The organism is Micromonospora sp. NPDC005173 (assembly GCF_040608515.1).
GTDB lineage: Bacteria > Actinomycetota > Actinomycetes > Mycobacteriales > Micromonosporaceae > Micromonospora.
The window spans coordinates 136746-149901 of the sequence record NZ_JBEXIK010000009.1; the positions used below are offsets into that span (position 1 = coordinate 136746).

The 13156-nt window shown below is 68.6% G+C and carries 15 protein-coding genes; 8 read left to right on the forward strand and 7 right to left on the reverse strand.

All coding sequences use genetic code 11. The features are described from left to right. Nucleotides 1-30: 30 nt before the first annotated feature. Both ABZV00_RS13680 and ABZV00_RS13685 read right to left on the reverse strand, forming a co-directional pair. Nucleotides 31-1938: a transketolase gene (locus ABZV00_RS13680; RefSeq protein WP_355605589.1), complete on the reverse strand. Its 1908-nt coding sequence runs from the start codon at nucleotides 1936-1938 to the stop codon at nucleotides 31-33. After that, complete coding sequence (locus ABZV00_RS13685) at nucleotides 1889-2254, reverse strand: helix-turn-helix domain-containing protein (protein ID WP_355605592.1); 366 nt, start codon at nucleotides 2252-2254, stop codon at nucleotides 1889-1891. The genes ABZV00_RS13680 and ABZV00_RS13685 overlap by 50 nt, the downstream gene beginning before the upstream one ends. Before the next feature lie 690 nt (nucleotides 2255-2944). On the opposite strand from ABZV00_RS13685, the gene ABZV00_RS13690 reads away from it, so the two are divergent. From ABZV00_RS13690 to ABZV00_RS13700, 3 genes are read left to right on the forward strand one after another with little or no spacing between them, the layout of a single operon-like run. After that, on the forward strand, nucleotides 2945-3814 hold the full coding sequence (locus ABZV00_RS13690; RefSeq protein WP_355605435.1) for a dihydrofolate reductase family protein: 870 nt from the start codon (nucleotides 2945-2947) through the stop codon (nucleotides 3812-3814). 53 nt (nucleotides 3815-3867) lie between these two features. Next, nucleotides 3868-4191, forward strand: coding sequence for a YciI family protein (locus ABZV00_RS13695; protein ID WP_355605438.1), 324 nt, complete (start codon nucleotides 3868-3870; stop codon nucleotides 4189-4191). Further along, complete coding sequence (locus tag ABZV00_RS13700; protein WP_355605441.1) at nucleotides 4188-5420, forward strand: DUF6596 domain-containing protein; 1233 nt, start codon at nucleotides 4188-4190, stop codon at nucleotides 5418-5420. The genes ABZV00_RS13695 and ABZV00_RS13700 overlap by 4 nt, the downstream gene beginning before the upstream one ends. Before the next feature lie 244 nt (nucleotides 5421-5664). Here ABZV00_RS13700 and ABZV00_RS13705 read toward each other — a convergent pair whose 3' ends face one another. Next, complete coding sequence (locus ABZV00_RS13705) at nucleotides 5665-6048, reverse strand: VOC family protein (RefSeq protein ID WP_328414693.1); 384 nt, start codon at nucleotides 6046-6048, stop codon at nucleotides 5665-5667. 209 nt (nucleotides 6049-6257) lie between these two features. Between ABZV00_RS13705 and ABZV00_RS13710 the strand changes: the two genes are divergently transcribed. Then, nucleotides 6258-6845: a SigE family RNA polymerase sigma factor gene (locus tag ABZV00_RS13710; protein ID WP_355605594.1), complete on the forward strand. Its 588-nt coding sequence runs from the start codon at nucleotides 6258-6260 to the stop codon at nucleotides 6843-6845. A 158-nt stretch (nucleotides 6846-7003) separates the two neighbouring features. After that, complete coding sequence (locus ABZV00_RS13715) at nucleotides 7004-7597, forward strand: hypothetical protein (RefSeq protein ID WP_355605445.1); 594 nt, start codon at nucleotides 7004-7006, stop codon at nucleotides 7595-7597. Nucleotides 7598-8077: 480 nt separating this feature from the next. On the opposite strand, the gene ABZV00_RS13720 is transcribed toward ABZV00_RS13715, so the two are convergent. Continuing rightward, on the reverse strand, nucleotides 8078-8449 hold the full coding sequence (locus ABZV00_RS13720; RefSeq protein ID WP_355605448.1) for a nuclear transport factor 2 family protein: 372 nt from the start codon (nucleotides 8447-8449) through the stop codon (nucleotides 8078-8080). A gap of 74 nt (nucleotides 8450-8523) precedes the next feature. Here ABZV00_RS13720 and ABZV00_RS13725 point away from each other — a divergent pair, with 74 nt between their 5' ends. Both ABZV00_RS13725 and ABZV00_RS13730 read left to right on the forward strand, forming a co-directional pair. Further along, entirely contained in the window at nucleotides 8524-9117 is a 594-nt protein-coding gene (locus ABZV00_RS13725) for a TetR/AcrR family transcriptional regulator (RefSeq protein ID WP_355605451.1), read from the forward strand. 512 nt (nucleotides 9118-9629) lie between these two features. Next, complete coding sequence (locus tag ABZV00_RS13730) at nucleotides 9630-10112, forward strand: hypothetical protein (RefSeq protein ID WP_355605453.1); 483 nt, start codon at nucleotides 9630-9632, stop codon at nucleotides 10110-10112. Here ABZV00_RS13730 and ABZV00_RS13735 read toward each other — a convergent pair. From ABZV00_RS13735 to ABZV00_RS13745, 3 genes are all read right to left on the reverse strand, one after another. Beyond that, nucleotides 10039-10527: a GNAT family N-acetyltransferase gene (locus ABZV00_RS13735; RefSeq protein WP_355605456.1), complete on the reverse strand. Its 489-nt coding sequence runs from the start codon at nucleotides 10525-10527 to the stop codon at nucleotides 10039-10041. The two genes, ABZV00_RS13730 and ABZV00_RS13735, sit on opposite strands and share 74 nt — an antisense overlap. An 842-nt stretch (nucleotides 10528-11369) precedes the next feature. Continuing rightward, a complete protein-coding gene (locus ABZV00_RS13740) occupies nucleotides 11370-12074 on the reverse strand; it encodes a hypothetical protein (protein WP_355605459.1) in 705 nt (234 codons plus the stop codon). Continuing rightward, nucleotides 12067-12582 carry a sigma-70 family RNA polymerase sigma factor gene (locus ABZV00_RS13745; RefSeq protein WP_355605462.1) on the reverse strand — a complete coding sequence of 172 codons (516 nt, stop codon included), beginning with the start codon at nucleotides 12580-12582 and terminating at the stop codon, nucleotides 12067-12069. The genes ABZV00_RS13740 and ABZV00_RS13745 overlap by 8 nt, the downstream gene beginning before the upstream one ends. A 116-nt stretch (nucleotides 12583-12698) precedes the next feature. Here ABZV00_RS13745 and ABZV00_RS13750 point away from each other — a divergent pair, with 116 nt between their 5' ends. Continuing rightward, a complete protein-coding gene (locus ABZV00_RS13750) occupies nucleotides 12699-13154 on the forward strand; it encodes a hypothetical protein (RefSeq protein WP_355605465.1) in 456 nt (151 codons plus the stop codon). Nucleotides 13155-13156 lie beyond the last annotated feature (2 nt).

Consider the following 13156-nt stretch of genomic DNA (forward strand, 5'->3'; position numbering starts at 1 on the left):
GCGTCCAAGGGTGAAACGGCGCCCGCCGCGTCATTGGCCGGGAGCCTCCGCGGCGCGTGCCGCCGCGACGATGGCGCTCACCCCGATCCCGGCCTGGTCCATCAGCTGGGTCGGGGTACCGGAGGTGGGGAGGCCCCGTACCGCCAGGTGCTTCACCCGCACCGGCTCGGCGAGGTCGGCCAGGGACTCGAGGACCGCCGACCCCACGCCACCCTCCGGGTAGTGATCCTCGACCACCAGCAGCCGACCGCCGGTGGCCCGGACGGCGTCGAGCAACCGATCCCGGTCCAGCGGCTTGACCGAATACAGGTCGATGACCCGGGCCTTGATCCCCTCGCGCGCCAGCTCGTCGGCGGCGGCGAGGCAGTTGTGCACCGTCACCCCGGCGCCGATCAGCGCGACGTCGTCGTCGTCGCCGCCGCGGAGCAGTTTGCTGCCGCCGACCGGGAAGGCGTCCTCGTTGTCGTAGAGCACCGGGTACTTGCCTCGGGTGGTGCGCAGGTAGTTGACGCCCTTGCGGTCGACCATCTGCGCGACGAGGGCCGCGCAGGACACGGCGTCGCTGGGATACAGCACCGTCGACCCCTGCACGGCGCGCATGGCCGCCAGGTCCTCCAGCCCCATCTGCGAGGGACCGTCCGCCCCGATCTCCACCCCGCAGTGCGACCCGGACAGGGCGATGTCGGCCCGGGAGATGCCGGCCATCCGCACGAAGTCGTAGGCGCGGGAGAAGAACGCCGCGAAGGTCGCGGCGAAGGGCCGATAGCCGCGTACCTGCAGCCCGACCGCGGCGGCGACCAGTTGCTGCTCGGAGATGAACATCTCGAAGAACCGGTCGGGATACGCCTCGCCGAACTTGTCGGCGCGGGTGGAGTCGCTGACCTCACCGTCTAGGGCGACCACGTCCGGCCGCGAGCCCAGCGCGCGCAGCGCGTCACCGTACGCGTTCCGGGTGGCCACCTTCGCCCCCTTGTCGTACCGCGGCAGCGTGGGCGGCTCGCCGACGGGGCCGCCGACGGGGCCGCCGGCGGGGGCGCCGGCGGGGGCGCCGGCGGGCGGGGCGGACTCGGGTTGCGGCCCGGTGACGCGGATCTGGCGTACCCCGCCGAGAGCCTCCACGGCCCGCTCGGCCATGTCGGGTTTCAGCGGCTTGCCGTGCCACCCGGGCTGGTTCTCGACCTCCGGCACCCCCTTGCCCTTGACCGTCCGGGCGAGCACCACGGTCGGACCCGTCGCCTGCCGCGCCCGGCCGAACGCCTCGTCGATCGCGGCCAGGTCGTGGCCGTCGATGACGAGCGCCTGGCAGCCGAACGCCTCGACCCGGCGGCGGTAGGTGTCCAGGTCCCATTCCAACTCGGTCGGACCCCGCTGCCCCAACCGGTTGATGTCGACGATCGCGGTGAGGTTGCGCAGTCCGTAGTGGCCGGCCTTGTCCAGCGCCTCCCAGATGGAGCCCTCGGCCATCTCGCTGTCGCCGCACAGCGCCCACACGTGGAACGGCAGGTGGTCGAGGTACCGGCCGGCGAGCGCGATCCCGACCCCGACGGGCAGTCCCTGACCGAGCGACCCGGTGGCCACGTCGACCCAGGGCAGGGCCGGCGTGGGGTGTCCCTGCAGGCGCGACCCGAACTGGCGGTAGGTCTCGACCAACTCCTGATCGGTGATCGCGCCCACCGCCTTGAAGACCGCATACAACAGCGGCGAGGCGTGGCCCTTGGAGAAGATCAGGTGGTCGTTGGTCCGACCGCGCGGGTCCGTCCACTGGTAACGCAGGTGCCGGGAGATCAGCACCGCGAGCAGGTCCGCGGCGGACAGACTCGAGGTCGGATGCCCCGATCCCGCCCTGGTGCTGCACCGGATCGCGTCCACTCGGAGCTGGGCGGCGAGCTCACCCAGTCGGGTGAGCTCCTCCGCGCGCAGGGTGCGCTCTGCTTCCATCGTCACCGGCATCGCCTCCGCAGATACCGTAGTCAGGAAAGACCCGCATTACCCGGTAACCGCCGATTTGACAGGGGCAGAGCGGGCCGGCCACGACCGGGAGCCGACCAGCCAGCCCGCCACCGCCAGGTACGGCACGGCGGCCAGCGCGAAGGCCACCGCGTTGCCGGCCGCGCCTGACGCCCTCGGCGGCATACCGAGCCAGCCAGTTGTGGATCGTCTGCCGCGACACCCCATACCGGGCGGCGACCTCCGTCTTCGGAGTGCCGCCCAGGCACTCCATCAACGCGTGAAATCGCTGCTCCATGACGCTCAACTCCGCGAGTCCCACCCGGTGCTCCTCCCGCCTGAGTTACAGGCGCAACGAGCACCAGGCCGACCAGGTGTCAATCATCAACCGAGGCCGCCGTGGGCGGGTTCAACCGGCGCAGGCAGCCGGCTGCCCGGCGTCAGGCTCCAGTTGATGCGTTACGCATCCATTCCAGTTGATGGGTGACAGCTCGCCGGCCGGTAGTGCCTGGTCGTCACACCGCGTGACTGATCCGCCGCCTGCTGCCGGGACGCGCGATGGATGGTGCCCACCAGCAACGCGCGGTCAGCGGCAGATCCGCACACCTGATCTTGGACGGCTCGCTGGCGCGTGTCGGCCGCAGCGCACCTGGCAGCGGAAGCTACGCGCCGCCGAGCGGGCGTACGCCGACGTCCAGCACCATGCCACCCGCAGGTTGAGCGTGGACCGGCGCAACTACCGTGCGCTGTACCGGCACATGGGTGCGGATCTGCGGTACTGGCTCGCGGAGTTGCCCGGCGGGAGCCGATGCGGCGGGATGGTCACGTTGGGGAGCCGGTCGACGCCGCGTTGCCCGCATTTCGGGCGATGATCGCGGGCCGCTTCCTCGGCGATGTCGCGTCACCGAAGCGCCTGGTCAGGGCGGCGACCACCCGGGCACACTCCTCGTGGTGGGCCCGGGTGACCGCCTCGCGGACGCGAAGATCCTGACCGGTGGTGGCGGGCGTCGAACGGCTCGGGCGCGAGGGCAACCTCGTCGGTGGCGTAGCCGCCGAAGCGCTGGATGCGGCCGGTCAGGCCGAGCGGCGGTGCGCAACCTCGGGGGCCGACAGGCTCGACTCCGACGTGCTGCCGAAGAGGCGTCCCGGAAAGTTCTTCAAAGAAATCCGGGAGGGGGTGTCGGATCGGGGCGGTGGTGTTCGTAGCAGGGGTGAGGCCGCCCACAAGGGGCGGCGCCAAGGCAAAGGAACCGCGATCATGAGGCTGACGACCATGACCCAGGTCACCCTCGATGGAGTGATGCAGGGAAACGGCGCCGCGTCGGATGACCGCAGGAACGGATTCGAGCGCGGCGGATGGGCTCGGGGGGCGGGTGACGACGAGACCAGGACGTTCATCACGCAGACCTACCAGCGCGCCGACGCGTTCCTGTTCGGCCGGCGCACCTACGAGTTGTTCGCCGGCTCCTGGGGATCAATCGACCAGATGCGCGCACATCCCATCGGCGTGGCCTTGAACGAGGCCCCCAAGTACGTTGCCTCGACCGCGCTCACCGCGCCGCGTTGGGAGGACACGACCGTTCTCCGCGGTGACCTCGCGGCGGCCATCAGTGAGCTGAAGGCCAAGCCCGGGGGTGAGCTGCAGGTACACGGCAGTGGCGCACTGACCCGGTGGCTGCTGGAGAACGATCTGGTCGACGAGATGACTCTGATCGTGATCCCGGTGATCCTCGGCCAGGGCGCGAGACTGTTCCCGGAGACCGGTCCGGATCTTGCGCTCGACCTGGTCGAGTCGCGGGTCGACTCGAAGGGCGTGACGATCCAGGTCTACCGGCCGGCCGGGCGCCCGCGGTATGCAACGGCCTGAAGTCCCTGACCACCGAACCACGCTGTCTTGACACCACAGGAGATGATCTTCAGATGCAGTACCTGGTTTCCGTGATCGATGACAAGAGCAATCCCGGCAGCACGGACAGGCAGCCTGCCATCAGCGCGTTCAACGAACGACTGATCGCCGAGGGCTACTGGGTTTTCGCGGGCGGACTCGCGGACACCGACGCGGCCACCGTCATCGACAACCGGGGCGAGCAGGCGGTGTTCAGCGACGGGCCTTTCGTGGAGTCGAAGGAGTACCTCGCCGGCGTCTGGGTGTGGGAGGCCCCCGATCTGGATGTGGCGCTCAATCTCGCCACCGAGGCGTCGAAGGTCTGCGATCGGAAGATCGAGGTGCGGCCGTTCCAGTGAGTGACGTCGAGGAGGCGATCACCCGGGCCCACCACGACGAGTGGGCCCGGGTGGTCGCCGCCCTGACCAGGCGCTTCGGTGACCTCGACATCGCCGAGGAAGCGGCCGCCGAGGCGTTCGCGACCGCCGTCGAGCGGTGGCCGGCCGACGGCGTGCCCCCCAACCCCGGCGCCTGGCTGACCACCACCGCCAACCGCAAGGCCATCGACCGGATCCGGCGTGAGAGCAAACGCGACGACAAGCACAAGGAGGCTCAGATGGTGTACGACGACCCGCCCGAGCCTCTCGGCGCCATCGACGACGACCGGCTCCGGCTGATCTTCACCTGCTGTCACCCGGCGCTGGCGATGGAAGCCCGCCTGGCGCTGACGCTGCGCATGGTCGGCGGCCTGACCGTGCCCGAGATCGCCCGCGCCTTCCTGGTGGCCGAGAGTGCCATGGGGCAGCGGATCACCCGCGCGAAGGCCAAGATCAAGGCGGCTCGGATCCCCTATCGCGTGCCGGCCGCCGAGGATCTCCCGGCACGCGTCGCCGCCGTCCTCACCGTCCTCTTTCTCGTGTTCAACGAGGGCTACCTGGCGACCGGCCCCGACACCGATCCAGTGCGTCACGACCTGACCGCCGAGGCGATCCGGCTCACCCGCCTGATCCGCGCTCTGCTGCCGGAGGACGGTGAGGTGGCCGGGCTGCTGGCGCTGATGCTGCTCACCGAGGCCCGCCGCCCCGCCCGGGTCTCGGCCAGCGGCGAACTGGTCGCCCTCGACGAGCAGGACCGTGGGGCCTGGGACGCGACGCTGATCGCCGAGGGCCACCGACTGGTGCGCGAGCGCCTCGCCGCTGCCGCCGCCGGGGTGGCCCCGGGTCGCTACCAGATCCTCGCCGCGATCAACGCCGTGCACACCTCCGCCCGCGACATACGCGACACCGACTGGTCACAGGTCCTCGCCCTCTACGACCAACTCGTCCGCCTCGACCCGTCACCGGTCATCGCCCTCAACCGGGCCATCGCGGTCGCCGAGCTCGACGGCCCAGAGGTGGCCCTCGCGGCCGTCAACCGCCTTGAGCACACGTTGGCCGGCTATCACGCCTACCACGCCACCCGCGCCGACCTGCTGCGCCGACTGGGCCAGAGTCAGCAGTCGCGCGCGGCCTACGACAAAGCCGTCAACCTGGCGGGCAACACCGCCGAGACCGCCTACCTGACCCGCCGCCGCGACCAACTGCGGTAGCGCCCACGGATCCCGATCGAAACCCCGCGCGCGCAACGGCCGCCGACACCGCGACGCGCAGACGATGCCCCGGTAATGGCAATCAGATCGGCCTAATACCCGCATGAGGTCGTTCAACTTCTGACGGTCGGCACCGCACTGTCATCGGCATGTGCGTATGCCGGCCGAGTCAGCACTTCGTGACGCCGCGTAGCGCGCGGATTGCGGCAGATCCGGATGCCGGAATGCGGCACTGATCATGGCATCAAGCGACGCAGAACTCGTTGCCCTCGGGGTCATGCATGACGACGTGCCCGAGGACGTCGCCGTACCACTCCTCGCGGACCACCGTCGCCCCGGCGGCAACCAGCTCGGGCACTTTCTGCCGGATCAGTCGGGCGCGCTCGGCCATGTCCCAGGGGCCTGGACCGGCCACCCGGATATCGATATGCATACGGTTCTTGGCGGACTTGCCCTCGGGCACCTTGAGGAAACCAATGGCAGGGCCCCGGCCATCCAGGTCGACGATGGACGCGTTGTCGGGCTCGTCGAAACCGGATTCCTTGACATAGCCGAGGGCCAGCGCCCAGAAAGCAGCGATCCGCTGGGGATCGTCGGCATCGCATCCCAAGGTCCAAAAAGTCGCCACGGCGCCAACGTACGCGAGCTACGACACGCTGTCATCGACATGACCATGCACCATGGCCAGCATCATGGGCGCCCGGACAGCGGCATGATCGGTCGCTTGACCTTGCTTGGCGTCATCGATGCGCGTATGGCCCTGCCGGGCGCCGCTTGGGATTGACCTGATCCGTTGACAACGTTCAGTGATGCTGCTGCGTGGTGATGAGTGTGAGCATGTATAGCGAGCCATCTGCCGCTGGCTCCGTACCCGTGGCGCCCACGGTGGTTGATGAGCTTGGGGGTGCCCCCGTCCGCGTCAGGCCAGGGGACACGCGTGATCAGGAGTTCGTCTCGTTCGTGATCGCGTCCGGTCGATATTTGTTACGCACTGCTGTGCTGCTGTGTGGTGACCCGGTCCGTGCGGAGGAGTTGGTCCAGGCCACCTACGAGCGCATGTATCGATCCTGGCGACGCGTGGCGCGCGACGGCGACCCGCAGGCGTACGCGCGTCGGGTGCTGGTCAACCTGCGGGTGGATGGGTGGCGGCGCACGCGTCGCGAGGTCGTCGTCGACCCGGGCGCGCTGCCCGAACAGGCCGGGCCTGACAACACGGGTGCCGTCGTCGCCCGCAACGCCGTGGTCCAGGCTCTGGCCCGGCTGCCGCTGGCGCAGCGGCGGGTCGTGGTGCTGCGACACCTGCTCGACCTCACCGAGACCGAGGTTGCCCACGAACTGGGGATCTCGGTCGGCACGGTTAAGTCCCACCACGCGCGCGGGATCGCCCGGCTGCGCGAGATCTTCGCGGAAGGGGATCTGCGATGAGCGTCCAGCTTCACGATGATGACGTTCTCGCCCGGCTGCGGGCGGGCGCCCCGGGCTACCCGGATGCCGGTCCCGACGCCCGGCGTACCCTCGCCGCCGCACGGCGAGCAATGCGCCGCAGCCGGCGCCGGCGGGCGCTTGGCAGCGTCGCCGCGGTCGTGGCCGCGGTCGTCGGACTCACGGCGGCAGGCCCAATCGAGCTGCCCGGCGGCGGCAGGTTCGTCATGCCTGGCGGGTACGACGTCCATTCGCTCATCAACCAGGGTGAGCCGCCGGTGTTCCCGCGCCAAAGGCAGCTTGACGACGTCGCGGACCTGGAACGTCAGGTTCTGCCGGTGGCAGACGACTTGGGGCTCACCCTGTACATCGACGAGAAAGCGGCGTGGGGTCGTCCGGCGTGCCGCGTGTTCACCTGGTCGCACGGAGCGTTCCGGGACCGCGACTCGAGTTGCGCGAATCCCGACGACCCCGAGCTGCCGTTCGACGCTGAGAGCGAGGCTGCGTTCACGCGGGTGTCCGACGCGATCGAGCACTCTGGCGTGAATGTGCACCGGATTGAGAAGGGCGGCTGGGGCCCCGGCACGTCGTTCCACCTCCGCGACAGCTCCTGGAGGTGGAACTGGTACTACTCCTACGTTCCCGGCACCCCGGCCGACGCACCAGAAGAGGTGCGGACGGAGACAGGACTCGGCGTCAGGCTGCAGGTCCACGTCAGCGGTGACTGGTGGTTCACCGTGGAGCCCGACGACTGACATGGCGACGTAGGCCGGCGGCCGTTGCGTCCATGGCCATCCGACAGAACGCGCAGTCAGACTGCGCGTTCTGTCTATCGTGCATGACGCCCTGGCCCGCAAGATCAGGCGCACTCATCTCGGCATGTGCGTATGGCGGCCGAGTCAGCACTTCGTAACGCCGTGTAGCGCGCGGATCGCGGCAGATCCGGGCACTCCGCCCACGGCGATGCGACAGGATCAGCAGCATTCTGATGACCGTGCAAGCCGCAATGCGAGGCGTGTCTTGGGTTGCCGATTGCGAGACTCCGCTCCGAGGCATCACCGGCTGCTGGCACGGGGAGGTCGTACCCGATGTCCGGCTATCCGAGAACCTCGAGCTGGACACGGTGGGTGGCCTGACTTGGTCTGCCGGCGGATCGATCGTCAGTGACGACGGCAGCAGCCAGCTTGACCAGGTGCACGATCAGGCCGTCCGCCTCAATGTGGCACGTAGGAGACTCATCGGCTGGGTGACACGTCGCGGGTGATCTGGTCGACCCGCCGAAGCCGTCCGTCCGCCGAAAGTTGGCCGAACATGTAGATCTCTGTCGCGATCGTGTTCCCGGTAGCCATGTCTGCGGTCAGTGTGTACCGCGCGGCCACCCGGTCAGCCATGCTCATGGTCTCGTGTACCTCGACGCGGACACCCTTGGCGCGTTTGCGGGCCGGTCGGACGTGCGCGAGCAGCTTCTGCCGGTCAAGACAGATGCCGTCGTTGCGCATGACGAAGTCCGGCGTGTGGTACCGGTCGAATACTGCCTCCGCGTCCTCCTCGCCAAAGGTGACTTCCTGCGGGTACTGGATGAGGTAGGTCGCGATCTTGACATCCATACTCAGCTCCGCGTCGATCAAACTAGCTCTGACAGGCGTGTCCAACTTAGCTCCGGGCGGTAGGCTTGACAACCGTGTCTGAGGTACGGGAGCCAGGGCAGCGACGGCAGCGGGCCGACGCGCGGCGCAGTATCGCCGTGATCCTGGACGCCGCGGTCGCCTTACTGGGCCGAAAACCAGACGCATCAATGGACGAGATCGCAACTGCTGCCGGAGTCTCCCGCCAGACGATCTACGCGCACTACCCGTCCCGCGACGCGCTGCTGCAGGCCGTAACGCGGCACATCACGGCCGAGGTCGCGAGCGGACTCGGCGGCCTCGACCTCGATCGTGGCAGCGCCATCGACGCCCTAGCACATTGGGTCGACGCCAGTTGGGCGCTGTTGGAGCGTTATCCGGTGCTGCTCACTCCGGCGGTTGTCGCGCCGGAGAGCGGCGACGAGCGGGAGCGCCACGAACCGGTCATGGGCGGGCTGCTTCGGCTAATCGAGCGTGGGCGCCGTCGCCGGGAGTTCGACCGCGCGATGCCCACCACCTGGTACCTCGCCGCGATCATCGGCCTCGGCCATGCCGCAGCTCAGGAGGTCATCGCGGGCCGGATGACATCAGCCAACGCTGGCACGGCATTCCGCGAAAGTGTGCTCAGGGTATGCCGCGGCCCGCTGTGACTGCCTTGCGCAGCCCTGTCGGTGATGGTCTTGGATCATGCTGTCGCGGCTGGTCACAACACACGCACATCGGCAGAAGCGGATGTTGCCGCATCCGCGTCCTAGACCACCGGGGTTCACAGTCGGTAGCCGGCGAGCCGGGGGATCGCGTAACCCATCAAGCGGAGTCAACGTGTTACGCATCAACCGGAGTACGACACAGCCGGCTGCCCGGTGCCTGGTCTCCCATGATGGTTGACGAAACGGCGTCGCAGGACGCTTGACGCCCAGTCATGATCGATCGGCCATGCTGGCCGTGTTCGGACTTATCGTAGGAGTGGTCCGCCCCTTGGGGCGGAGGTTACGACCGACGTCATGGGTCTTGGCAGGATGACCGAGTGAAACCAGCGCTGACTCTCGGTACGGCCACACGCCCAGGTGACGTTGTTCAGGCGGCTGGGTCCTGGCTCGGGGATCGGCTGGCGCCGGCGGGATTCCAGTGGGTGGCCTCGTCCACATCGTTGGAGCGGAGCGTGGATGGCCGGGTTGAACAGATCGTCCTTCAGGGCTCGACCCGTAACAGGGCTGGCAAGAACCTGCTGATCAGCTTGCAGTTGGTAGTGCGTGACCACGCGTTACTGCGCTGGCGGCAGGCGCATCCCGCGGTCGTCCTGCGCGACATCGATTGGTTGGTCGGCCATCCGCTCGGCTATGTGGCTGGAAGGGCCAACGGTTACGTCTACGGCTCGTACGAAGATGGGATTATGGACCTTCTCGATCCAGACGGCCGTCCTGCCAAGTTGGCCGCGGTCGGCGACATGATCCAGAACAGTGTTCTGCCGTGGCTGGCAGAGACTGCACAGCGCGCGGCGGTCGCGGTGCACTCACATGCCGACGAGCGTGTGTTGCGACGACGCCTTGGGTACCACAGTCGTATCCCTATCAGCGGAGCGCTTTTTCCATTACCTGTTCCCTGGTTACACCGTCGGACAACAGGCTCCCAAGCTGTCTGGTGACGACGAAACCATTGCGTCGATAGAGAGCGATGGCGGCTTCATTGCCCGGGATCACCGCGAGTTTCAACGTCCTAGCGTCTGACCGCAGTGCCCAGGTTTCGACGGCCGCTATCAGACGGTCTCCAACACCGCGCCCCCGAGCCTTAGGGCCAACCCACACGGACCTCAGCTCGCTGATGCCGTTATCACCGGGAACGCCAGCAGCCATGCCAACGGCATGATCGTCGAGCAACGCAACGATGTTGTAGCTGCCCAGCATCGCCAAGCGCGAACGCCACCGCTCCTCACCACCCTTATGCCATTCGGCGAGCCGAGACTTGAACGCGTATGGTGCCTCGGCGAGCGCAGCGAGGCGGGTCTCTCGCCACAACGGCCAGTCGTCGATCGTGACAGTACGCAGACTCAGCACATCCATGATTCTCCTAGACATCAGATCAGGATGGTTGAGGACGCCCAGTGCACCTCGTCACATGATCCGGCAGTGGACGAACTTCGGCGCGTGCTGAACGTCCGCTCATACCGCGATGAGCGCGGCCCTGTCGCGGACCGTGAGCGCCTCCGCGACGCGTCTTAAGGATCATGTCAAGCGTCTGGTGGGACGCCATCGTCAAGCATCTCCCGTGACGGGACAACAGCCGGCTGCCCGGCGAAGTTCAAAGTTTCTGTACGTCTTCAAGCGGCCCGCATCGGGCCCCACGCGCCGCCGCCAGGGCGCGCGCCTGCCGCTGCCGCTGTCGCTCTGCGGCCGCCACGCCTGACGCCCGGCGGCTGGCGCGGAAGTGGAGAAGCCCGGAGGGCCGCCGCAGAACGACAGACCGTTGACCGGTGGTGTGATGGGCCGGCAGCCGGCCGGGCCGCGCGGCCAGAACCCGCGCGGCGTAGGGGATCGCGCGCCGGCGGCGTCGGCGAGCTGGCAGTTCGTGCGGGTTGCGGTTAGGGCGCCTCCGGCGGCGGCGCTCCGGCTCCCGGATGGCCGAAGACCGTCGGCGGGTGCCGGGCCGTGGGTGGTTGCGGAGGGAGCCATCCCGCCTGCCATCGACCCGGGCGAGCCGAGCAGGCGCTGTTGCATTAAGCCATCGCGCCGTCTCGGCGCCGCAGATCTTCCCGTCACGAGGTTCCAGACGGGCGGCAGGGCGGCCATCGGTTGCTGGATAGGGCTGTCAGTAGGACACCTTTTGTCGCGATCCTGTAGACCGAGTTGTAGGCCCCAAGCTCGATCTTGCAGGAAGTCTTGCGACAAGTGATCTTGACGATCCCTTAACGCATCAGCGCCCCGGTCAGCACGGCGTCGGCCGACTGGAGGCGGATCTGGCTGACCTCGGCGACCGCCAGCCGGAGCTGGTATCCGTAAGTTCCTGTGCGGTTGGTGACCTGGCAGGTGCCGATCGGGTGCATGGCGCCGGCACGGTCGACGGCGAAGGCTACGTAGGGGCCGTCGGCGGGCGCGGCGGTGATGGTGACCAGCAACCAGGAGGGGTTCCCCTGGTAGAGGAAGACGGTGCCCGCTGGTCGTGCGTCGGCAGTGGTCAGGGTGGTTGCCTTGAGGTAGCGACCGTTGGCGACAGCGAGGGTCTGCCGGTACTGGTCGGCTAGGCGCCGGTCGTCTGCGGTACGTGACTGGACGAACAGCGCCCCACCCATGGCGCCGACCAGCACGGAGACCGCGATCGCCAGGGCCGCCACGACCCGCCGCCGGGCCACGAAACGCCGGCGGGGTGGCGGCGCGGGAGCCGCGTCCAGCCGGGCGAGGACGCTGCTCTCGAACTGCGGCGGGGGATCGACGGAGGGCGCGAGCAGCAGGACGGCATCGGCGGTCGTGGTCAGGTGGTGAAGTTCCCGGCGGCAGTCCTGGCAGCGCGCCACGTGGGCCAGGGCCCAGGCCCGATCATCCCCGGCGGCCGCACCGGTGGCGAGCTCCGGAAGCACGCCGCGCACGTCGGGGCACTGTGGCAGCTCACTCATCACGTACCTCGAAATGATCGCGTAGCCGGGACAGGCCCAGCCTGATCCTGGTCTTGACGGTGCCCAGCGGTAGGCCCTGCCGCTCGGCGATCTCCCTGGCGGTGAGTCCGTGGAAGATCGCCAGGACGACGGCCGTGGCCTGTTCGGGCGGCAGCTCGCGCAGGGCGACGCGGATGCGGTCGGCGTCGGCGACCTCGTCGGTCGGTGCGGTGATGGCGGTTTCGGCGGCGGTGAGCAGCGCCACCATCACCTCCGGCTCGTAGGGGCGATCGCGGCGCAGCCGTATCGCGTCGATTGCCGCGTTGCGGGTGATGGACAGCAGCCACGGCAGCACGGCGCCGCGGCGGGGATCGTAGCCGCCGGCGTACCGCCACGCCCGCACGAACGCCTCCTGGGCGACGTCCTCGGCCGTGGCCGTGACCCCGACGATACTCACCGCCAGGCCGTATACCCGGGCCTGGAAGCGGCGCACGAAGCTCGCCGTGGACTGCGGATCCCCGGCCGCCATCCCAGCGACCATAGCCTCGTCACTGACACCCACATTCAGTACTACGCACGACACGTCGTTGCGGGATCTCTCCTGGGCGAGAAATCCCTCCCCAGGTCGACGCAGGTAGTACTTGTATGAGACTCAAGATTGCGATAGGCGTGGCGATGCTGGCCACACTGGCCGCCTGCACCGGACCGAACGGCGCGACCGGGGGCGACAGCGGCGAGTTGTCGGTCCTCGTCGTCGAGCCCGTCAGCGGCGCTACCGTGTCCACCCCGTTCACCATCAAGGTCGACAGCAGCGTGCCGCTCGGCCCGAGCGAGTCTGGCCAGCACCACGTCCACATCTGGTTCGACGACAACGAATCCGACTACCTCATCGTCGAGTCGAACACCACCCGGATCACCGACGCGCCCTCGGGCCAGCACACGATGCACGTGTCGCTGCGCAACGCCAACCACTCCCCGGCCGGGGCCGAGGCCACCACGCCGATCACCGTCGGGAGTGGCGGCGGGCCGGCGCCCTCGCCCAGCGCGGGCGGCGATGGTGGGTCGCCCACATCCTCCGGCACCGATCCGTACGGCTACTGACG

Excerpts from the sequence above, each read along its gene's own strand:
- ABZV00_RS13745 (WP_355605462.1), bottom strand. The coding sequence starts at position 12,582 with ATGGCGGCCGGGGATCCGCAGTCCACGGCGAGCTTCGTGCGCCGCTTC.
- ABZV00_RS13735 (WP_355605456.1), bottom strand. The coding sequence starts at position 10,527 with ATGGATGTGCTGAGTCTGCGTACTGTCACGATCGACGACTGGCCGTTG.
- ABZV00_RS13750 (WP_355605465.1), top strand. The coding sequence starts at position 12,699 with ATGAGACTCAAGATTGCGATAGGCGTGGCGATGCTGGCCACACTGGCC.
- ABZV00_RS13740 (WP_355605459.1), bottom strand. The coding sequence starts at position 12,074 with ATGAGTGAGCTGCCACAGTGCCCCGACGTGCGCGGCGTGCTTCCGGAG.
- ABZV00_RS13720 (WP_355605448.1), bottom strand. The coding sequence starts at position 8,449 with ATGGATGTCAAGATCGCGACCTACCTCATCCAGTACCCGCAGGAAGTC.
- ABZV00_RS13680 (WP_355605589.1), bottom strand. The coding sequence starts at position 1,938 with ATGGAAGCAGAGCGCACCCTGCGCGCGGAGGAGCTCACCCGACTGGGT.
- ABZV00_RS13710 (WP_355605594.1), top strand. The coding sequence starts at position 6,258 with ATGTATAGCGAGCCATCTGCCGCTGGCTCCGTACCCGTGGCGCCCACG.
- ABZV00_RS13695 (WP_355605438.1), top strand. The coding sequence starts at position 3,868 with ATGCAGTACCTGGTTTCCGTGATCGATGACAAGAGCAATCCCGGCAGC.